General features: G+C 71.5%; 16 protein-coding genes. 8 read left to right on the forward strand and 8 right to left on the reverse strand.

What is annotated here, in order from left to right; genetic code table 11:
* Window positions 1-3: 3 nt before the first annotated feature.
* Both JYK17_RS12680 and JYK17_RS12685 read right to left on the reverse strand, forming a co-directional pair.
* Window positions 4-435 (reverse strand): phosphatase domain-containing protein, encoded by a 432-nt coding sequence (locus JYK17_RS12680; RefSeq protein ID WP_128802988.1) that lies wholly within the window; start codon window positions 433-435, stop codon window positions 4-6.
* Window positions 432-1,169 (reverse strand): FadR/GntR family transcriptional regulator, encoded by a 738-nt coding sequence (locus JYK17_RS12685; protein WP_372465098.1) that lies wholly within the window; start codon window positions 1,167-1,169, stop codon window positions 432-434. The genes JYK17_RS12680 and JYK17_RS12685 overlap by 4 nt, the downstream gene beginning before the upstream one ends.
* 198 nt (window positions 1,170-1,367) lie before the next feature.
* On the opposite strand from JYK17_RS12685, the gene JYK17_RS12690 reads away from it, so the two are divergent.
* Genes JYK17_RS12690 through JYK17_RS12710 form a run of 5 tightly spaced genes read left to right on the forward strand, consistent with a single transcriptional unit; the run spans window position 1,368 to window position 7,949 of the window.
* Entirely contained in the window at window positions 1,368-2,966 is a 1,599-nt protein-coding gene (locus JYK17_RS12690; RefSeq protein ID WP_181362342.1) for an ABC transporter substrate-binding protein, read from the forward strand.
* Between the two features lie 39 nt (window positions 2,967-3,005).
* Window positions 3,006-3,968: an ABC transporter permease gene (locus JYK17_RS12695; protein WP_108007627.1), complete on the forward strand. Its 963-nt coding sequence runs from the start codon at window positions 3,006-3,008 to the stop codon at window positions 3,966-3,968.
* Window positions 3,965-6,010: a dipeptide/oligopeptide/nickel ABC transporter permease/ATP-binding protein gene (locus JYK17_RS12700; RefSeq protein ID WP_108007626.1), complete on the forward strand. Its 2,046-nt coding sequence runs from the start codon at window positions 3,965-3,967 to the stop codon at window positions 6,008-6,010. Before JYK17_RS12695 ends, JYK17_RS12700 begins: the two co-directional genes overlap by 4 nt.
* Window positions 6,007-7,026 (forward strand): oligopeptide/dipeptide ABC transporter ATP-binding protein, encoded by a 1,020-nt coding sequence (locus tag JYK17_RS12705; protein WP_222810391.1) that lies wholly within the window; start codon window positions 6,007-6,009, stop codon window positions 7,024-7,026. Before JYK17_RS12700 ends, JYK17_RS12705 begins: the two co-directional genes overlap by 4 nt.
* Window positions 7,023-7,949 carry a dihydrodipicolinate synthase family protein gene (locus tag JYK17_RS12710; protein WP_108007624.1) on the forward strand — a complete coding sequence of 309 codons (927 nt, stop codon included), beginning with the start codon at window positions 7,023-7,025 and terminating at the stop codon, window positions 7,947-7,949. The genes JYK17_RS12705 and JYK17_RS12710 overlap by 4 nt, the downstream gene beginning before the upstream one ends.
* 18 nt (window positions 7,950-7,967) lie before the next feature.
* Here JYK17_RS12710 and JYK17_RS12715 read toward each other — a convergent pair whose 3' ends face one another.
* From JYK17_RS12715 to leuA, 6 genes are all read right to left on the reverse strand, one after another.
* On the reverse strand, window positions 7,968-9,152 hold the full coding sequence (locus JYK17_RS12715) for a sialidase family protein (protein ID WP_108008051.1): 1,185 nt from the start codon (window positions 9,150-9,152) through the stop codon (window positions 7,968-7,970).
* Window positions 9,153-9,154: 2 nt separating this feature from the next.
* Window positions 9,155-9,817, reverse strand: a complete 663-nt coding sequence (locus tag JYK17_RS12720) for a response regulator (RefSeq protein WP_108007623.1) — start codon at window positions 9,815-9,817, stop codon at window positions 9,155-9,157.
* Entirely contained in the window at window positions 9,814-10,992 is a 1,179-nt protein-coding gene (locus JYK17_RS12725) for a sensor histidine kinase (RefSeq protein WP_108008050.1), read from the reverse strand. The genes JYK17_RS12720 and JYK17_RS12725 overlap by 4 nt, the downstream gene beginning before the upstream one ends.
* A gap of 59 nt (window positions 10,993-11,051) precedes the next feature.
* Window positions 11,052-13,133, reverse strand: coding sequence for an MMPL family transporter (locus JYK17_RS12730; RefSeq protein ID WP_222810392.1), 2,082 nt, complete (start codon window positions 13,131-13,133; stop codon window positions 11,052-11,054).
* Window positions 13,134-13,977: 844 nt separating this feature from the next.
* Window positions 13,978-14,676: a TerB family tellurite resistance protein gene (locus JYK17_RS12735; protein WP_108007621.1), complete on the reverse strand. Its 699-nt coding sequence runs from the start codon at window positions 14,674-14,676 to the stop codon at window positions 13,978-13,980.
* Between the two features lie 182 nt (window positions 14,677-14,858).
* Window positions 14,859-16,580, reverse strand: a complete 1,722-nt coding sequence (gene leuA / locus JYK17_RS12740) for a 2-isopropylmalate synthase (RefSeq protein WP_108007620.1) — start codon at window positions 16,578-16,580, stop codon at window positions 14,859-14,861.
* 319 nt (window positions 16,581-16,899) lie between these two features.
* Between leuA and JYK17_RS12745 the strand changes: the two genes are divergently transcribed.
* From JYK17_RS12745 to JYK17_RS12755, 3 genes are all read left to right on the forward strand, one after another.
* Window positions 16,900-17,973: a M4 family metallopeptidase gene (locus JYK17_RS12745; RefSeq protein WP_222810393.1), complete on the forward strand. Its 1,074-nt coding sequence runs from the start codon at window positions 16,900-16,902 to the stop codon at window positions 17,971-17,973.
* A 21-nt stretch (window positions 17,974-17,994) separates the two neighbouring features.
* Window positions 17,995-18,261 (forward strand): protealysin inhibitor emfourin, encoded by a 267-nt coding sequence (locus tag JYK17_RS12750; RefSeq protein WP_128802981.1) that lies wholly within the window; start codon window positions 17,995-17,997, stop codon window positions 18,259-18,261.
* A gap of 65 nt (window positions 18,262-18,326) precedes the next feature.
* Complete coding sequence (locus JYK17_RS12755) at window positions 18,327-19,670, forward strand: GH1 family beta-glucosidase (RefSeq protein ID WP_128802980.1); 1,344 nt, start codon at window positions 18,327-18,329, stop codon at window positions 19,668-19,670.
* Window positions 19,671-19,691: the final 21 nt, after the last annotated feature.

The following is a 19,691-nucleotide window of genomic DNA, read 5'->3' on the forward strand; positions in this document are numbered from 1 at the left end:
CCCTCACCGGAACCGCCGCACATACCGCTTCTGCCAGGGCGTCTCCACCGCCCGCCGGTCGTAGTGGCGGCGTACGAAGTCCACCGCCTCCTCGGCGGGTACGCCGTCCAGGATCGCCAGGCAGGCCAGCGCGGTCCCGGTGCGGCCGCGCCCGCCACCACAGGCGATCTCCACCCGTTCCTCGGCGGCCCGCCGCCACGCCTCGATCAGCGCGGCACGGGCGTCCGCACGGTCGGCGGGCAGCCGAAAGTCCGGCCAGCGGACCCAGCGGAACTCCCAGGGGACGGGCGGGGGTTGCCTGCCCAGGAGATAGAGCGCGTACGAGGGCGCGGACGCCGACGCGTCCAGGGGATGCCGCAGCCCGCGCCCCCGGACCAACCGGCCGGAGGGCAGCCGCAATACGCCGGGGTCCGCGGGGTTCCAGGGGTCCGTCATCGCGCCAGCGTACGGGCCTCGATGCCGTGGAAGTGGTGCGTCATCGCGCGTTCGGCCTGCTCGGCGTCGCCGGCTCGTAGTGCGGTGACGATGGCGCGGTGGCGGCCGACGGTCAGCTGTGGCTCGGGGTCGTCGGTCCAGCCGCGGGCGCCGGCCACCCTGCGGAAGACGGTCCAGAAGGCGCCGAGGAGCTGGGGGACGAGGGCGTTGCCGAGGGAGGCGTAGAGCAACTCGTGGAAGGCGCGGTCGAGTTCGGGGAAGGGGCGGCCCGCGTGGACGGCCGCCTCCATACCGGTGACGACCTCGTCCAGCGCGTCCAGTTCGGCCTCGGTGACCGTCCCGGCGATTCGCCGGATCAGCCCCTCCTCCAGCACCTCGCGCACCTGGAGAATCTCCGCGAGCGCGCCGGTGTCGTCGTCGTGCGAGGCGAGCGTGCGGAAGGTGAGCCCGTCGATCAGCGGGGTCAGCGAGGCCTGGCCGACGTAGGTGCCGTAGCCGTGTCTGATCTCGACGATGTCGAGGGCCTGAAGGGCCTTCAGCGCCTCGCGCACGGAGTTGCGGCTGACGCCGAGGTCCTCCATCAGCTCGGCCTCGGTGGGCAGCGGTGCGCCCGGCCGGAGCCTGCGGTCGAGGATCAGCTGGATGACCTCCCGTCGTATCCGGCTGTTCCCGGACTCCGCGCTCCTGTAATTCCTGGGCTCCCTGTTCCTGGGGTCCGCGGCCATGCGCCGCATCGTACGCGCACCGGACGTCCCACGTCCCATGTCCGGCACTGACGTGCGCCAACTCCCGCCATTTCGTTCTTTCATTGGCTCGACCTCTGGCAGCTGAGCCATTCGTGTGCGGCCTCTTGACCGCCCTTCGAGCCCCTCCTATGGTCGCGGCTGACGCAGGACGTAGGACGTCGTATCTCCTCACTCGATGGAGGAACCGTGCATCGCCGGACCTTCCTGAAGTACACCGGCGCGATGGGTGCGGCCACCGCCGTCTCCGCGTCGCTGTCGGCCTGCTCCTCGGGGCCCCAGTCCACCAACGACACCGGCGGCGGGGGCGGCAAGGACCGCACCCTGACCGCGGTCATCGGCTACGGCAACGACGGGACGTGGGACCCGACCCAGACCGCGTCCGCCTTCTGCATGGCGGGCAACAACCACATCTACGAGGGCCTGCTCGACACCGACCCGATCTCCCGCAAGCCGTACGCCGCGCTCGCCACCGAGCTGCCGAAGGACCTCAACTCCACGTCCTGGAAGTTCACTTTGCGGGCGGGCGCCAAGTTCCACGACGGCAAACCCGTCACCGCCGACGACGTGGTGTTCGTCTTCGACCGCATCCTCGACCCGAAGACCCAGACCCTCGCCAAGGGCTTCTTCGCGAGCTGGCTGAAGGAGGTCCGCAAGATCGACGCGCAGAACGTCGAGCTGGTGCTCAAGTTCCCCTTCCCGGACGGGGCTTCGCGGCTCACCCTCGCGAAGATCATGCCGAAGCACGTCTTCTCCAAGCCCGGCGCCTGGGAGGACGCGATCAAGGGCCTCGCGGTCGGCTCGGGGCCGTACCGGCAGAGCGCCCACCACCCCAAGTCGAACACGACCTTCGAGGCGTTCGCCGACTACAACGGCCCGCGCCCGCCCGCCTTCAAGAAGATGAACTGGCTGACGATCGTGGACGCCGCACCCCGCGTCGCCAAGATCTCCGGCTCCAGCGCGGGCGCGCAGATCGCCGACAACATCCCGTACGCCAACATCAAGCAACTGGAGAGCGGCGGCCTGACGGTGGCGGGCGGCGCCGGCATGAACAACCTGTTCCTGATGTTCAACACCAAGCACAAGCCCTTCGACGACGTACGGGTGCGGCAGGCCCTGCACTACGCCATCGACTCCGAGAAGATGGTGCAGGTCGCGCTGAAGGGCCACGGCAAGCCCTCCTCCTCGTTCCTGAACGAGTCCAACCCCACCTACCGGCGGGCGAAGACGGTCTACGACTACGACCCCGAGAAGGCGAAGGCGCTGCTGAAGGCCGCCGGGGTCAGCGGCCTGAGGATCGAGATCCTGGCCGTGAACGTGAGCTGGATCGTCGACTGCCTGCCCACCATCAAGGCCTCCTGGGACGCGATCGGCGTGAAGACGACCCTCGCCCCGCAGGAGACCACGGCCGTCTTCACCAAGATGGACCAGAAGCAGGACTACCAGGTCGTCGCCGCCGCCTCGAACCCCAACCAGTTCGGCCTCGACGCCGACCTGATCATGCATTACAACTACGGGCCCACCAACCTGTGGATGCAGTACACGCGTTGGGCCGACAACTCGGTGGCCAGGCAGCTCTTCAAGGACATGGACCGGGCCACCCAGGAGCCCGACGCGGACAAGAAGAAGACGCTGATCCAGGACTACGTCGACACCGTCGCCGAGCAGGCCGTGCTCTATCCGGTCGTCCACAACGAGCTGATGACCGCCTGGGACCCGAAACAGCTCACCGGCATCAGGGCGCAGCCCTACCCCGGCATCAACGTCCTGCAGGCCAAGTGGGTCTAGGGACAGCCAAGTGGGTCCAGAGACAAGGGAGTCCGCTTCGTGATCGCCGTCGTCAGGATCCTGCTCCGCCGTATCGCCCTGCTCGTTCCGCTGTTGCTCGGCATCGTGCTGTTCGTGTTCCTGGTGATGCGCTTCTCGGACGTCGACCCGGCGTCCGCGTTCTTCCAGGGCGCGAACCCCACCCCGCAGCAACTGCACGACTTCCGCGAGCAGAACGGCCTGCTGGATCCGCTGCCCGTGCGCTACGTCCACTTCGTCGGCGACCTGATCCACGGCGACATGGGCACCAGCGCGCTGACCCGCGCCCCCGTGCTCGACCAGGTCACCACCGCGCTGCCGCTGACCCTTCAGCTCACCTTCCTGGGCCTGGCCATCGCGGTGGTGCTGGCGCTGCTCGGCGGGGTGACGGCGGCGATCTACCGAGACCGGCTGCCCGACCAGGTCATCCGGGTCGTCTCGCTGACCGGTGTGGCCGCCCCGGGCTTCTGGCTGGCGCTGCTGATGATCCAGTACCTGGCGGTCGACCTGGGCTGGTTCCCGACCGGCGGCTACATCAACCCGGGCGACTCCCTCACCGGCTGGCTGAAGACGATGACCCTGCCCGCCCTCGCGCTCTCGCTGCCCGTCGCGGCCCAACTGACGCGCATCGTACGGACGTCGGTGGTGGAGGAGCTGGACAAGGACTACGTCCGCACGGCGATCGGCAGCGGGCTGCCGCCGCACGTGGTCGTGGGCCGCAACGTCCTGCGCAACGCCCTGATCAACCCGCTGACCGTGCTGGGCCTGCGCGTCGGGTATCTGCTCGGCGGCGCGGTCGTCATCGAGACGATCTTCTCGCTGCCCGGCATGGGCAAGCTGATGATCGACGCCGTGAAGAACGGCGACCCGGCCGTGGTTCAGGGAGTCGTGCTGACCACGGCGACCGGATTCGTCGTGGTCAACCTGGTCATCGACGTCCTGTACCTGCTGGTCAATCCGAAACTGAGGGATGCGGCCGCATGATCACGCAGTTCACCCGCAAGAGCCTCACCGAGGCGCTGTCCCGGCCCGGCATCCGACTGCGCGGCCTGCGCAGGCTGCCGCCGCTGTCGAAGGTCGCCGTCTGCTTCCTGGCCCTCGTGGTCCTGGTGGCCCTGTTCGCGCCCCTGCTCGCGCCGCACGACCCGCTCGACCAGCAGCCGCCCGTCGGCGGCAGCGGGCACCCCTCGGCCGGTCACTGGATGGGCCAGGACAGCCTGGGCCGGGACATCCTCAGCCGGCTGATGTACGGCGCCCGCTGGTCGCTCGCCATCGGCCTCGGCGCGACAGCGCTCGCGCTGGTCGTGGGAGCGCTGATCGGGGCCGTCGCCGCGACCTCCCGCAAGGCGCTCGACGAGACGCTGATGCGCTGCCTGGACGTGGTGATGGCGTTCCCCGGCATCGCGCTCGCGGCCGTCCTGGTCGCCGTGTTCGGCGGCGGGATCACCGTACTGATCTGCGCGATCGCCTTCCTGTTCATGCCGCCCATGGCGCGGGTGGTGCGGGCGAACATCCTCGACCAGTACGGCGAGGACTACGTGACGGCGGAACGGGTCATCGGCGCGCGCACCCCGCACATCGTGCTGCGCCACGTCGCCATCAACTGCGCCGCTCCGATCCTGGTGTTCTGCACGGTGCAGGTCGCCGAGGCCATCGTCTTCGAGGCGTCGCTGTCCTTCATCGGCGCGGGGGTGCGTCCTCCGGACCCTTCGTGGGGGAGTGTCATCGCCGACGGGAAGGACATGGTGCTGACGGGGGGTTGGTGGGCGACGGTCTTTCCGGGGCTGCTGATTCTGGTGACCGTGTTGTCGCTGAACATTCTGTCGGAGGGGGTGTCTGATGCCTGGGCGGCTCCTTCGGCGCGAGACGTGTCCACTCGGGACGAGGCCGACCGGTTGGAGGCGCCGGAGCCTGGGAGCGGGGAGGTTCTTCAGCTGCCGGACCTTGCGGCGGCTGCGCAGCGGTTGCGGGATCGGCGCGCCCAAGAGGGTGGGGCACAGCGTCGTCGGGCGGGTGCTGCTTCGTCCGGGCTGAGCGCGCAGTTCCCCGCGCCCCTGAGCGGCGGTGCAGTCCTCGCTGTTGAGAATCTTGCCGTCGGTTTTGAGGGGCGGCATGAGGGCGTTGACATTGTCGACGGGATTTCCTTCGAGGTGGGGGGCGGTGAAGTCCTCGGGCTGGTCGGAGAGTCGGGGTGTGGGAAGTCGTTGACCGCGCTGTCGGTCATGGGGTTGGAGCCGAAGGGGGCTCGGGTTCGGGGGCAGGTGCGGTTCGGCCAGCGGGAGTTGCTGACCGAGCCGATGCGGGTGCGGCGGCGGCTGCTCGGGCACGAGATGGCGATGATCTACCAGGACGCGCTGTCCTCCCTGAACCCGGCGATGACCATTCGCGCGCAGCTGAAGCAGGTCGTACGACGGGGTGGCCGGCGCAGCCCCCGCGAACTGCTCACCATGGTCGGCCTCGACCCCGAGCGCACCCTGCGCAGTTATCCGCACGAGTTGTCCGGGGGCCAGCGTCAGCGTGTGCTGATCGCCATGGCGCTGTCCCGCGACCCGAAGCTGATCATCGCCGACGAGCCGACGACGGCCCTGGATGTGACGGTGCAGGCACAGGTGATCGAGCTACTGCTGCGCCTGCGCGAGGAGTTGGGCTTCGCCCTGATCCTGGTCTCGCACGACCTGGCGCTGGTCGCGGACGTCACGGACCGGGTGGTGGTGATGTACGGCGGGCAGATCGTGGAGACGGGCGTGACCGCCGACCTGGTGGAGGCGCCGGCCCACCACTACACCCGCGGACTGCTCGGCAGTGTGCTGTCGCTGGAGTCGGCGGCCGAGCGGATGACGCAGATCAAGGGCGTCGTGCCCTCCCCCGCGGACTTCCCGGCGGGCTGCCGCTTCGCCGACCGCTGCCCGCTGGCGAGCGACATCTGCCGTACGACCCCGCCCGACCTGCTGGGCACGCCGACGCACACGGCGGCCTGCCACCACCCCGCGGTCGAGCTCATGACGTCGCCGGAGGCCGTGAAGTGAACGCGATCGTGGAGCTGTCCGACGCGCACGTCGTGCACAAGGCGCGCAGCGGCGGCCTGTTCACCCGGGACCGGGTGTACGCCCTGACCGGCGCCGACCTCTCCGTCGCGCCCGGCGAGACGGTCGGCGTGGTGGGCGAGTCCGGGTGCGGCAAGTCGACGCTGGCGAAGGTGCTGGTGGGCGTGGTGCGGCCGACGCACGGCACGGTGTCCTTCCAGGGCCGCGACCTGTGGTCGATGCCGGCCGCCGAGCGCCGGTCCGCCGTCGGCGGCAGCACCGGCATGATCTTCCAGGACCCGTCGACGGCCCTGAACCGCCGACTGCCGATACGGCAGATCCTGCGCGACCCGCTGGATGTGCACGACCGGGGCACCAAGCAGCAACGTGAGGACCGCGTACGGGAGTTGATGTCCCTGGTGGGCCTGCCCCGGGCGCTCGCGGACGCCCTGCCCGGCCAGTTGTCGGGCGGTCAGCGCCAGCGCGTGGCGATCGCCCGGGCGCTGGCGCTCGACCCGGCTCTGGTGGTGGCCGACGAACCCACCAGCGCGCTCGACGTGTCGGTGCGCGCCCAGATCCTCAACCTGCTGCTGGACCTCAAGGAACGCCTGGGCCTCGCGCTCGTCTTCGTCTCGCACGACATCCAGACCGTCCGGCGGATGAGCGACCGCGTGATCACCATGTACCTCGGCCGGATCGTCGAGGAGGCCCCCGCCGCCGAGGTCACCGAGCACGCCCGGCACCCGTACACCCGCGCCCTGTTCTCGGCGACCCCCGGCCTGCTCGACCCCATCGACCCGATCCCGCTGACCGGCCCGGTGCCGTCGGCGACGCGCCCGCCCAGCGGCTGCCCGTTCCGCACCCGCTGCTGGAAGGCGGACGAGCGGTGCGCGGCCGACATGCCGGACTTCTCGGCCGCGTCGAGCGCGGACCACCGCTTCCGCTGCCACCATCCCGTGCAGGAGGACGAGTCGACCCGCGACCTCGTGCACCAGAGCCGCCCCACGGAGCCCTCATGACCTTTCCCGCCCCGCTGACCGGTGTCGTCCCGCCCGTCTGCACCCCTTTGACACCGGACCGCGAGGTGGACGTCCCCTCCCTGCTCAGGCTGGTCGACCATCTGCTCGCGGGCGGGGTGCACGCGCTGTTCGTGCTGGGCTCCTCGTCCGAGGCGGCGTATCTGCGCGACGCGCAGCGGCGGCTCGTGGTGGAGGCGGTGACCGCCCATGTGGGCGGCCAGGTGCCGGTCCTGGCCGGGGCGATCGACATGGCGACGCCGCGGGTCCTGGACCATGTGGCGGCGGTGACGGCGGCGGGCGCGGACGCGGTGGTGGTCACGGCGCCCTTCTACGCCCGCACCCACCCCGCCGAGATCGCCCGCCACTTCCGGCTGGTCGCGGCCGCCTCGCCGGTGCCGGTGATCGCGTACGACATCCCGGTCGCCGTGCACACCAAGCTCCCGGCGGACGTCGTCCTGGATCTGGCGGCCGACGGTGTGCTGGCCGGTCTGAAGGACTCCAGCGGCGACCTGGCCGCCTTCCGCGCGGTCGTCACCGGGGCGCGCGGGCTCTCCGGCTTCAGCGTCCTGACCGGCTCGGAGCTGCTCGTCGACGCGGCGCTCGCGCTGGGCGCCGACGGCTCGGTGCCCGGCCTCGCCAACGTCGACCCGCACGGCTACGTCCGCCTCGACCGGCTCTGCCGCGCCGGCGACCGGGAGCGGGCCCGCGACGAACAGGACCGGCTGTGCGCCCTGTTCGGCCTGGTGGGCGTCGGCGACCCGGCCCGCATGGGCGGCGGCTCCTCGGCCCTCGGCGCCTTCAAGGCGGCCCTGCACCTGCGCGGCGTCATCGACTGCCCGGCGACGGCGGAACCCCAGGTGCCGCTGTCGCCGGAGGAGGTGGAGCAGGTCGGCAAGTTCCTCGCGGGGGCGGGGCTGCTCTAGGGAGCGCCCAAAGATCGCCTAGAGGTCGCCGACCGGGAGCCGCCGGAACTCGATCGTGTCGTACGTCCCGGTCGTGCCCGTCTCGTACAGGATCCCGGCCGTGCGACGGTCGACCTGCACCAGGTCGGAGTAGGCGGCGGGCTGCTCGGAGAGCGTCAGGGCCCTGGCGAAGGTCTGGCCGCCGTCCGTGCTGCGCCAGATCGCCATGGCCCGGCGGGCGGTCGGCACGGACGGGCCGGAGAAGAGCAACGGCGCGTCCATTCCCCGCAGTTGGAGGACGCTGCCCTCGACCACCGGGACGTCGTCGAGCGTGGGCTGCACGGCGTAGGGGCGGTCGAGGCTCTCGCCGCCGTCGCTGGAGTAGGTGTCGAGGCGGTTGCCGACGCTGCTGCCGTTCTGATCTCGGGCGCTGAAGTAGAGCCGCCCGTCGGGCAGTTGGGCGGCCGTGGACTCGTTGGAGTTGTCGGTCCCGTCGTAGGAGTCGTCGACGAAGCCCAGTTGCCAGGTGCGGCCGCCGTCGTCGCTGTAGAGGGCGTGCGCGCCGTAGTACTTGGCCTCCTGGCCGGTGTCGGACGAGCCGGCGGGCGGGGCCGCGGAGTGGTTGGCGGGGACCAGCAGCCGACCGGCGTGCCGTCCGCGGGTCAGCGCGACCGCGTGGCCGGGACCCGTCGCATACCACCGCCAACTGGCGGGCTTCACCTGGTCCGTGATGTCCCGCACCGGGGTGAAGTGCCGCCCGTCGTCCGTGCTGCGCTGCACGAAGACCCGTCTGCTCTCCTCGCGCGTGACCTCGCCGCGCATGATCTGCGCCTCGGTGACGGCACCGCTGTTGTAGGAGGTGACGAGGACGACGGCGCCGGTGCGCGGGTCGACGACGGGCGCCGGGTTGCCCCGGGTGTCCCCGTCCCCGGCGGCCACCACCTGCAGCGGGTCCCAGGTGCAGCCGCCGTCGTGGGAGCGGCGCAGCACGACGTCGATGTTGCCGGTGTCGCCCGCGCTGTTGTGCCGGCCCTCGGCGAAGGCGAGGAGCGTGCCCCGGCGGGTGGTGACCGCCGCCGGGATGCGGAAGGTGTCGTAGCCGCCCTGTCCCGCCGTGTACGGCAGTGACGAGGTGCAGCCGGTGGCGGCGGAGGCGGGTGCGAGGGCCGTGAGCGGGGTGAGGAGCACGAGGGCGGCGAGGAAGGTGCGGCTCAGGAAGGTCACCGTCACATCGTTCCCGGAGTCACCAGTCCCGACTCGTAGGCGAGGATGACGAGCTGGGCCCGGTCCCGTGCGCCGACCTTGCCCATGATCCGGCTGACATGGGTCTTCGCGGTCAGCGGGCTGAGCCCCAACGCCTCGCCGATCTCGGTGTTGTTGAGCCCGCGCGCCAGCAGGGTCAGCACCTCGCGCTCACGGTCGGACAGGCATTCCGGGCCGCCGGTCGCGGGCGCCGACGGGCTGCGCAGGAACCGCTCGATCAGCCGTCCCGTGGGCCCCGGCGACAGCAGCGCCTCCCCGGCGGCCACCGTGCGGATGGCGTCGAGGAGTTCGGCCGGGCGGGTGTCCTTGACCAGGAACCCGGAGGCGCCCGCGCGCAGCGCCTCCACGATGTGCTCGTCGGTGTCGTAGGTGGTCAGGACCAGGATGCGGACGCCCGCGAGATCCTCGTCGGCGGCGATCAGCCGGGTCGCCTCGATGCCGTCCAGGTCGGGCATGCGGATGTCCATCACCACCAGGTCGGGGCGCGCGCCGCGGGCCAGCGCCACGGCCTCCCGGCCGGAGCCCGCCTGCCCCACGACCTCCATGTCCCGCGCTGACTCGACGAGCATGGCGAACGCGGCCCGCACCAGGGTCTGGTCGTCGGCGAGCAGCACGCGGATCGTCATCGCGTCCCTTCCACAGCGGTCGTCAGCGGCAGTACGGCACGCACCGCGAACCCTCCCTCCGGGCACGGCCCGGCGTCGAGTGTGCCACCCACGCTGCGGGCCCTCTCCCGCATCCCCACGAGCCCGAAGCCGGGGGTGCCGCCCGGGGTGGGTCCGGTGCCGTCGTCGGTGACGGACAGGCGCAGCGAGCCCTTGTCCTCGTACAACTCGACCCGTACGCGGGGCTCGGGCCCCGCGTGCCGTACGGCGTTGGTCAGCGCCTCCTGCACGATCCGGTAGGCGGCGGCGCCGACGGCGGGCGGCGCCTGCTCCACCCGTACCGCGGGCTCGACCCGCGCGCCCGCCAGCCGGGCCGTCTCCACCAGGTCGGGCAGCCCGTCGAGGCCGGGCAGGGGGCCGCGGCCCTCGCCGGGGGCGGCGGCGCGCAGCACCTCCAGGGTGGTGCGCAGTTCGCCGCGTGCGGTGCGGCAGGTCTCCGCGATCTCGTCCAGCGCCTTCGCGATCGTCTCCCGGTCCAGGCGTTCGGGGTCGGCGGTCAGGACGTGCGCGGCGACGGACGTGCGGACGCCGACGAGGGTGATGGTGTGGGCGAGCAGGTCGTGCAGGTCGCGGGCGATGCGCAGCCGCTCCTCGGCGACCCTGCGGCGGGCCTCCTCCTCGCGGGTGCGCTCGGCGCGTTCCGCGCGTTCGACGATCGAGGCGACGTACTGGCGGTAGTACCGGACGTCGACGCCGAAGAACAGGGTGGCGATGATCCAGCCGGAGGTGCGCAGGAGTTCGATGGCCTGGTGCGTGTTGATGGTGAGCATCGTGGTCACCGCGATGCCGAGGACGGTGGCGCCGGTCAGGACCGTGCGCAGGGGGCGCTGGGTGACGGCGACCGTGTAGAGCGCGACGTAGCCGGCCGGGGTGGGCGGCAGCGGGTTGTTGTGCAGGGCGTGGTACGGCACCACCAGCGCGGCCACCGCCGCGAGCGTGAGCAGCGGATAGGGGCGCCGCCACACCAGCGGCACATGGCAGGCGAGCAGCAGCACCCAGCCGGCGGCGTCCGGGCGGCGGGCGGCGTCGGTGAACAGCGCCGTGCACACGGCGACGGCGGCGAGCACCGTCGCGAGGATCGCGTCGTTGCGGGTGCCGTGCGGGGCGGTGCGCGGATCGCGGTTGACGGCCGCCATGATCCGCTCGCCCGGCCGCGGGCCCTTCGCCGTCGTCGTGTGCTCCACGGTGTTCAGCTTCACACGGGTTCCGGCTGCCGGGGCACCGGCTGCGGCTGCGGTGCGCGCGACAGCCGGCCGGGCCACCAGACCCGGCGCCCGAGCAGCACGCTCGCCGTCGTGACGAGGTACGTCCGCACCAGGAACGTGTCCAGCAGGACGCCCACCGCGATCACGAAGCCGAGTTCGACCATCCCCACCAGGGGCAGCGTGGTCAGCACGGCGAACGTCGCGGCCAGCACGACGCCCGCGGAGGCGATGACCCCGCCGGTGGTGCGCAGCGCGGTGAGCGCCGCCGTGCGCGGTGCGGCGCCGGCGAGGGACTCCTCGCGCATGCGGTGCATGAGGAAGATGCCGTAGTCGACGCCGAGGGCGACCAGGAAGACGAAGGACAGCAGGCCGAGTCCCGGGTCCGTGCCGTGGAAGCCGAGCACCGGCCCGAACACCAGCCCGCCGATGCCGAGCGCCGCACCCCACACCGCGACCACGGCGACGAGCAGCATCAGCGGCGCGACGAGGCTGCGCAGGAGTCCTACGAGGATGACGAAGACGGCGGCGAGCACGAGCGGCACGACGACCTCGCGGTCACGGGACTGTCCGGCGGCCAGGTCGAGTTGCTGGGCGCCGGGTCCGCCGACATGGGCGCCGTAGGTGTCGTCCAGCCCGGCGCGCAGGGCTTTGATGGTCTTCGTCTCGCCCGGCGACTCGGGGGCCGCGGTGGAGACGACGGTGATCTCCGTCCAGCCGGACCCGCTGCGTGCGGCCGCCGCCTGCGCGACGCCGTCCGTCGAGCGGGCCTCGGCGAGCACCGCTCCGGCTTTCGCGGTGGGGGCCATGACGGTGATCGGCTGGCTGCTGCGCTCGGGGTAGGCGTGGCTCAGGGTGCGGGCTGCGGTGATCGACTCGGGGCTGTCGCTGAAGGAGTCCTCCTGCTTGAGCGTGCCCGGCAGGTTGAGCGCGCCGAGGGCGAGTGCGCCGAGGAGGACGGCACCCAGGGCGAGCACGGCGGCCGGGCGGCGCGCGACCGAGTCGCCCATGGCCGCGAACAGCGACCGGCGCGCCTTGGAGGTGCTGCCGAACGCGGGGATCATCGGCCAGAAGACGCGGCGTCCGAGGAGGACCAGCAGGGCGGGCAGCAGGGTGATCATCGCGACGAGGGCGGAGAGCACGCCGACCATGCCGATCGGGCCCATGCCGCTGCTGCTGTTGAGGTCGGCGGCGAGCAGGCACAGCAGTCCCGCGGCGACGGTGCCGGAGGAGGCGACGATCGCCGGGCCGCAGCCCTTCAGGGCGGCGCGCATGGCCTCGTACGGCTGCTCGTGGCGGCGTAGTTCCTCGCGGTAGCGGGAGATGAGCAGCAGGGCGTAGTCGGTGCCCGCGCCGAGGACGAGGACCGTCATGACGCCGCCGCTCTGGCCGGTGATGGTGACGCCGAAGCCTTCGTGGAGGCCATACGCGACAGCCATCGCGAGGCCGGCGGCGACCCCGGCGGAGGCGAGCGGTACGAGCCAGAGGAAGGGGCTGCGGTAGATCAGGATGAGCAGGGTGGTGACGACGCCGAGCGTGGCGTAGAGCAGGGTGCCGTCGACCGTGCCGAACACCTTGTTCATGTCGGCGTTCACGGCGCCGGGACCGCCGACCTCGGCGCTGAGTCCGGCGCCGCCGTCCGCGATGGCGCGCACATGGTCGACGAAGTCGGCCCGTGCCTTGCTGTCCGGGCCGGGCTCGCTGCTGGAGACCGGGTACATGAGGGTGGTGCCGTCGCGGGAGGGGACGCCCTTGGGGGTGCCGGTCAGCCGGTACCGGTGCCCGACCTCGGCGACCTGTGCACCGGCCTTCTGCTTGTCGGCGGCGGTGAGGCCGCCGTCGCGGTGGTAGACGAGCACCAGGTCGGTGGCCTGGCCGCCGGGCAACTCGTCCTGGATACGGGCCACTTGAGTGGAGTCGGCGCTGTCGGGGAGGTAGTGGACGGGCCGGTTCTCCTGGGCTCCGCCGAACTTCCCGGCAAACGCCCCGGCGACCACCAGCACCGCCACCCACAACCCGACCACCACCCACGGCACCACACGCCGCGCACCTGCTCGCGTCCTTACGGCCCCCATGAGCGGGCCTCCCCTCCGGTCGGGTTGTCTGGGTCGCTTCCAGACTCCCGGGGCGAGAGGGCTCGTTCGTCGGGCCTGGGGGCGAGTTACGGGTTACTGCGCCGGGAGGCCCGGCGGCGGCGTTACTCCCACGGGAGTAGCCTCCGGCTCGGAGCGGGGCACGGCCTTGCCGCCGGGGCACGCAATCCACGCGGCTGGGGCCACCCCACCCACGACACCCGGCAGCCACGACAACCCGCGCAAGCGAGGTCCCGCAGCGCAGCCGGACGCCCCCCCGGTGTGCGACCGGCGAACGGCCGGTCCACCGCTGGGCTGCTCCACCCGGGCGGCGTGTCCGCCGGGCCGCGGTGGCATCCGGCGGGAGCGGTGGCACGGGACAACGGCAGGACACGGCGCGGTTGTCCGCGGGCGGTAACCAGGTGCCCGCTCAGGACGGAGTCCGCGCCGCTGCCCGCCGCAGGGGGCACGTCGGCCGCGCGGCTGCTCAGAACCACGCCCACGACACTCGGAACCTCGCCCCTACGAAGCCCGCAACGTCCCACCCGCTACGCCCGGCACGCCACGGCCGCCCGCAAGAGCAGACCCCATCCCGCAGCCGGACACCCCATGCGCGACCGCCGGACGACGAGTCCGCCGCCACGCCGCCCCGCCCGGGCAGCCATCCGCAGGATCGACCGCTCCGCCTCGGGCGGCAGCCAGGTTCCCGCTCTGGACGGACTCCGCGCCGCTGCCCGCCGCAGGGGGCACGTCGGCCGCGCGGCTGTTCAGGGCAGAGCATCGTGGCCGTACGCGGGAGCGGAACCACGCACCGCGGCCGGGTGGCCCCGATGCGGGAGCGGTCCGCTCAGGACGGCGTCCGCGCCGCTGCCGCCAGCAACCTGCTCACGTCGTCCGAGCAGATCGTCAGGGCCGCGCCCACGGTGGTCAGGACGTCGCGTTCCGCGGGGGTGTAGGGGCCGTCGGCGAGGGCGATGCGGGCGCCCTGGAGGAGGATGGACTCGCGGCCGACGGGGGCCAGGTGGGCGGCGAGGGGGTCCAGGGCCTCGTGGAGTTCGATGGCGAGCCCGGCGCCGCAGGACTGGTCGTAGGACCGGCCGGTGTCCGAGGCGAGGGCCTCGACGAGGGCGTTCAGCTGGTCCTCGGTGCAGTCGTCGAAACCGGCCGCGCGGACCGTGCCGGCGGCGGATTCCAGGGCGCTGCGCGAGCAGGTGCCGCCCGCGGTGAGCACCGCCAGGGCGACGGTGTGCACGGCGTCGCGGAGCATCGCCGAGAAGCGGGTGGTGGTCGGGTGGTCGAGCGCGTCGGTGCCGAAGTGGCGGCTGCAGGCGGCGCATTCGACGACCGGTGCGGTCTCGCCGCGCGGCAGCACGGGCACGCCGAGCACGACGAAGCGCCGGTGCCCGGTCAGGCGCTGGTAGTTGCGGTCGCCCCCGCAGCCGGGGCAGAAGAACTCCCCGTCCCCGACGGGCGTCCACGCGGTTCGGGTGCCCAGGATGCGCGCAGGCCTGCCGGCTCGGCCGTCTCGTCCCCGTACTGGCAGCACGTCGCACCTCCTCACCCCGCGGCCCCATCGCCGCTGGCGTGATGTTAGCCACATCCTTACAGCTGAGTCAGTACCCCGGACGAGACCTTTCCGTGACCTCCACGAACCGATGGCCGATAAACGACGGCGCCCCGACCGCCGTGCACAGGCGGTCGGGGCGCGAAAAAGCCCGGTCAAAGGGGTCAGCGGGCGGCTCGGTTGACGGCGGAGACGACCGCCTTGAGCGACGCACGCGTCGTGTTCGCGTCGATCCCGATTCCCCACAGAACCTTGTCGTCGATCGCGCACTCGATATAGGAGGCGGCCTGCGCGGAGGCGCCCTCGCTCATCGTGTGCTCCTGGTAGTCCAGCAGCCGTACGTCGATGCCGATGGACTGCAGGGCGTCGAAGAAGGCCGAGATCGGACCGTTGCCGGAGCCGGTCAGGACGGTGTCGGCGCCGTCGACGGTGGCCTCCACCGTGAGGGTGTCCACCCCGTCCGTGTCGGTCGTCGACTGACCGTTCTTGACCTGGATCCGACCCCACGGGTTCCGCGGGTTCGGCAGGTACTCGTCCTGGAAGACCGCCCAGATGTCGGAGCCGGTGACCTCGCCGCCCTCGGCGTCCGTCTTGGCCTGGATGAGCTTCGAGAACTCGATCTGCATCCGGCGCGGCAGGTCCAGCTTGTGGTCGTTCTTCAGCACGTAGGCGACCCCGCCCTTGCCGGACTGCGAGTTGACGCGGATGACCGCCTCGTAGGAGCGGCCGACGTCCTTGGGGTCGATGGGCAGGTACGGGACCGCCCACTCGATGTCGTCGACGGTGACGCCCTTCGCGGCCGCGTCGGCCTCCATGGCGTCGAAGCCCTTCTTGATGGCGTCCTGGTGGGAGCCGGAGAAGGACGTGTAGACCAGGTCGCCCACGTACGGGTGGCGCGGGTGGACCTCCATCTGGTTGCAGTACTCCCACACGCGGCGGATCTCGTCGATGTCGGAGAAGTCGATCTGCGGGTCGACGCCCTGCGAGAACAGGTTCATGCCCAGGGTGACCAGGTCGACGTTGCCGGTGCGCTCGCCCTGTCCGAACAGGCAGCCCTCGATGCGGTCGGCGCCGGCCATCAGGGCCAGCTCGGCCGCCGCGACGGCCGTGCCGCGGTCGTTGTGGGGGTGGACGGACAGGCAGACGTGCTCGCGGCGCGAGAGGTTGCGGTGCATCCACTCGAAGCGGTCCGCGTGCGTGGACGGGGTCGAACGCTCCACCGTGGCGGGCAGGTTGAGGATGATCTCGCGGCCCGGGCCGGGCTGCCAGACGTCCATGACCGCCTCGCAGACCTCCAGCGCGAAGTCCAGCTCGGTGTCGGTGAAGATCTCGGGGCTGTACTGGTAGCCGAACTCCGTTTCGGGGCCCAGCAGCTTCTCGGCGTACTCCACCACCAGGCGGGTGCCGTCCACGGCGATCTGCTTGATGTCGTCCTTGGAGCCGCGGAAGACGACCCGGCGGAAGACCGGGGCGGTGGCGTTGTAGAGGTGCACGTTGGCGCGCCTGGCGCCCTTCAGCGACTCCACGGTCCGCTCGATCAGGTCCTCGCGGGCCTGGGTCAGCACGGAGATGGTGACGTCGTCCGGGATCGCGCCGGGTTCTTCGACGATCGACCGTACGAAGTCGAAGTCGGTCTGGCCGGAGGCGGGGAAGCCGACCTCGATCTCCTTGTAGCCCATCTTGACCAGCTGGTCGAACATCCGGCGCTTGCGCTCGGGCGACATGGGGTCGATCAGGGCCTGGTTGCCGTCGCGCAGGTCGGTGGAGAGCCAGCGGGGGGCGGTGGTGACACGCTGGTCCGGCCAGGTGCGGTCGGGGATGTCCACCTGCTCGTAGCGGCCGTACTTGTGGATCGGCATGGTGCTGGGCTGCTGGCGGTTCGCCATGATTGCGGGGCTCCTCAGGATGTCCGGCAGGACGGCCGACGACGCAACGCGAAGCTCCGCGGGGAGGGAGTCGACCTGGACTACAGGCCCTCGCCGCGGCAGCTAAGAAGAAGCAGCCCGAAACGCATGATGCTCCGCATGCTAGCCGAGCCCCTCCGGATGCGGGGCGCCGTATCAGTATGCGGGACCGGAAGGACAACCGGGGCAAAACGTGCGCCATACCACTTCGTCACAGAGAGTGCGATCCGCTGTCCCGATATTTCACCAATCATGGTTGCGGGTAGTGACACGCAGATAACTCAGTGCAATGGTTCCGGGCATGACGAAGACCAACGGGGGCTTCGAGCCCGTCTTCTGCACCGTCGTACCTCCGCACATCCTCGACAAGCTGTCCCAGCACGAGGACCCCGCACTCGCCGCCGCCGCGCGCAGGACCCTGGAGCGCGACGCCCTCGAGCGCACCCGTCGCCGGCTGACCACGGTTGTGGGCGCCCCGGCCGTCGCGGCGCCCGCGGGGGCGGCCGCCGACCAGCCGCACCGCACCGTCTACGACGCCCACCACCTCACGGAGCTGCCCGGCAGGAAGGTCCGCGCCGAGGGCTCGGACCCGGGCAAGGACGCCACCGTCAACCGCGCCTACGCGGGCCTCGGCGCCACCTTCGAGCTGTATCTGAAGGCCTACGAGCGCCACTCCATCGACGGCGACGGCCTGCCGCTGGACGCGAGCGTCCACTACGACAACGACTACAACAACGCCTTCTGGAACGGCGAGCAGATGGTGTTCGGCGACGGTGACGGCGAGATCTTCCTCGACTTCACCATCCCGCTCGACGTCATCGGCCACGAACTCACCCACGGCGTCACCCAGTACACGGCCAACCTCACCTACTTCGGCCAGCCCGGCGCCCTGAACGAGTCGATCTCCGATGTCTTCGGCTCGCTGATCAAGCAGTACACGCTCGGCCAGACCGCCGCCGAGGCCGACTGGTTGATCGGCGCCGGACTGCTCGCCCCGCGCGTCACCGGCAAGGCGCTGCGCTCCATGAAGGAGCCGGGCACGGCGTACGACGACGACGTCCTCGGCAAGGACCCGCAGCCCGCGACCATGGACGACTTCGTGCGCACGGGCCGCGACAACGGCGGCGTGCACATCAACTCCGGCATCCCCAACCACGCCTTCTATCTGGCCGCGACGGCCCTCGGCGGCCACGCCTGGGAGAAGGCGGGGCAGGTCTGGTACGACGTCCTGACCGGCGGCGAGCTCAAGAAGGACGCGCTGTTCGCGGACTTCGCGAAGCTCACGGTCGCGGCGGCCAGGGCCCGCTTCGGCGAGGGCGAGGAGTTGCAGTCCGTCCTGAAGGCCTGGGAACGGGTCGGGGTGCGGACGGCGTAGTTCCGTACTAGACACGGACCCATGCGTATTCGAGTACGGCGCACGGGTGGGTTCGCGGGCATCGAGCGGCACGCCGAGGTGGACACCTCGGGGCGGCCCGACGCGGGCGAATGGCACGCCCTGGCCGAGCAGGCCGTGGCCGGCGGGCACAGCACGCCGCCCGTCGGCGTCCCGGACGGGTTCAGCTACGAGATCACCGTGGACGGCAGGACGTTCTACGCGGCGGATCCCCGGCTCACGGAGGAGCAGCGCACGCTGATCTCCCGGGTGCTGAAGGAGGGAGCCTGAGCCGGTAACAGGTCGTTCATGCGCGGGCGTTGACTTCCCTCACCGGGGGTACGGATGATCCGCGCATGGCGACTGATCCGTTCACCGCGGCGACGGCGATCCCCCGCTTCCCGGCCGGTTTCCTGTGGGGCGTGTCGACCTCGGCGCACCAGATCGAGGGCGCGGCCGACCGGCGCGAGCCGTCCGTGTGGGACGCCTTCACGGCAAAGCCGGGCCACGTCAAGGACGGCTCGGACGCGTCGGTGGCCTGCGACCACTACCACCGCTACCGCGAGGACGTGGCCCTGCTCGCCGGCCTCGGCGTGGACGCGTACCGCTTCTCGATCTCCTGGCCGCGGGTGCGCTTTGAGGGCGGCCTGGACTTCTACGACCGGCTCGTGGACGAGCTGTGCGCGGCGGGGATACGCCCCGTGCCGACCCTCTTCCACTGGGACCTGCCGGTCGCGCTGGACTGGCTGGAGCGGGACACCGCGGCACGGTTCGCGGAGTACGTGTCGCAGGTCGCCGAGCGGCTGGGCGACCGCGTGCGGAAGTGGATCACCCTCAACGAGCCTGCGGAACACACCCTGTTGGGCCACGCGCTGGGCGCGCACGCGCCGGGCAGGCAGCTGATGTTCGACGCGCTCCCGGTCGCCCACCACCAGCTGCTCGCCCACGGACTCGCGGTACGGGCGCTGCGCGCGGCCGGTGCCACGGACATCGGGATCGCCAACTCGCACGGACCGACCTGGCCCGCCTCGCAGGAGCCGGCCGACGTGGAGGCGGCGGGCTTCTACGACCTGCTGCTCAACCGGCTGTTCGCGGACCCGCTGCTGCTGGGCCAGTACCCCGAAGGGTTGGGCGAGTTGATGCCGGGCGACGTCGAGTCGGACCTGAAGGTCATCGCCGAGCCCCTCGACTGGTACGGCGTCAACTACTACGCGCCGACCCGGGTGGGCGCCCCCGACGGCACCGACATCGACTTCGGCGGACTGACGATCCCGGCCGAACTCCCCTTCACCGTGCGGCAGATCGAGGGCGTCCCGGTGACGGACTTCGGCTGGCCGGTGGTGCCCGAGGGCCTGACGGAACTGCTGACCGGCTTCCGGGAGCGCTACGGCGACCGCCTCCCGCCGGTCGTCATCACCGAGAACGGCTGCTCCTACGAGGGCCTCGACGACCAGGACCGCATCGCCTACCTCGACGGCCATGTCCGGGCCCTGCACGACGCCGTGACGGCCGGGGTCGATGTGCGCGGCTACTTCGTGTGGTCGCTGCTCGACAACTTCGAGTGGGCGGAGGGGTACGCGCGCCGCTTCGGACTGGTGCACGTCGACTTCGCCACGCAGCGCCGCACGCCGAAAGCCTCCTACCGCTGGTTCCGCGACCTGCTGCGGGCCCAGCGGCAGCCGGCCGGCCCGACCGGCTGACCGGGCCCGAACGACGTCACA

The organism is Streptomyces plumbidurans (assembly GCF_019857225.1).
GTDB classification, from domain to species: Bacteria; Actinomycetota; Actinomycetes; order Streptomycetales; family Streptomycetaceae; genus Streptomyces; species Streptomyces plumbidurans.

Bases quoted from the DNA above. Each gene is read 5' to 3' on its own strand.
- JYK17_RS12730 (WP_222810392.1), bottom strand. From the start codon at position 13,133: ATGGGGGCCGTAAGGACGCGAGCAGGTGCGCGGCGTGTGGTGCCGTGG.
- JYK17_RS12700 (WP_108007626.1), top strand. From the start codon at position 3,965: ATGATCACGCAGTTCACCCGCAAGAGCCTCACCGAGGCGCTGTCCCGG.
- JYK17_RS12685 (WP_372465098.1), bottom strand. From the start codon at position 1,169: ATGCGGCGCATGGCCGCGGACCCCAGGAACAGGGAGCCCAGGAATTAC.
- JYK17_RS12755 (WP_128802980.1), top strand. From the start codon at position 18,327: ATGGCGACTGATCCGTTCACCGCGGCGACGGCGATCCCCCGCTTCCCG.
- JYK17_RS12720 (WP_108007623.1), bottom strand. From the start codon at position 9,817: ATGACGATCCGCGTGCTGCTCGCCGACGACCAGACCCTGGTGCGGGCC.
- JYK17_RS12725 (WP_108008050.1), bottom strand. From the start codon at position 10,992: ATGGCGGCCGTCAACCGCGATCCGCGCACCGCCCCGCACGGCACCCGC.
- JYK17_RS12680 (WP_128802988.1), bottom strand. From the start codon at position 435: ATGACGGACCCCTGGAACCCCGCGGACCCCGGCGTATTGCGGCTGCCC.
- JYK17_RS12750 (WP_128802981.1), top strand. From the start codon at position 17,995: ATGCGTATTCGAGTACGGCGCACGGGTGGGTTCGCGGGCATCGAGCGG.
- leuA (WP_108007620.1), bottom strand. From the start codon at position 16,580: ATGGCGAACCGCCAGCAGCCCAGCACCATGCCGATCCACAAGTACGGC.
- JYK17_RS12710 (WP_108007624.1), top strand. From the start codon at position 7,023: ATGACCTTTCCCGCCCCGCTGACCGGTGTCGTCCCGCCCGTCTGCACC.
- JYK17_RS12745 (WP_222810393.1), top strand. From the start codon at position 16,900: ATGACGAAGACCAACGGGGGCTTCGAGCCCGTCTTCTGCACCGTCGTA.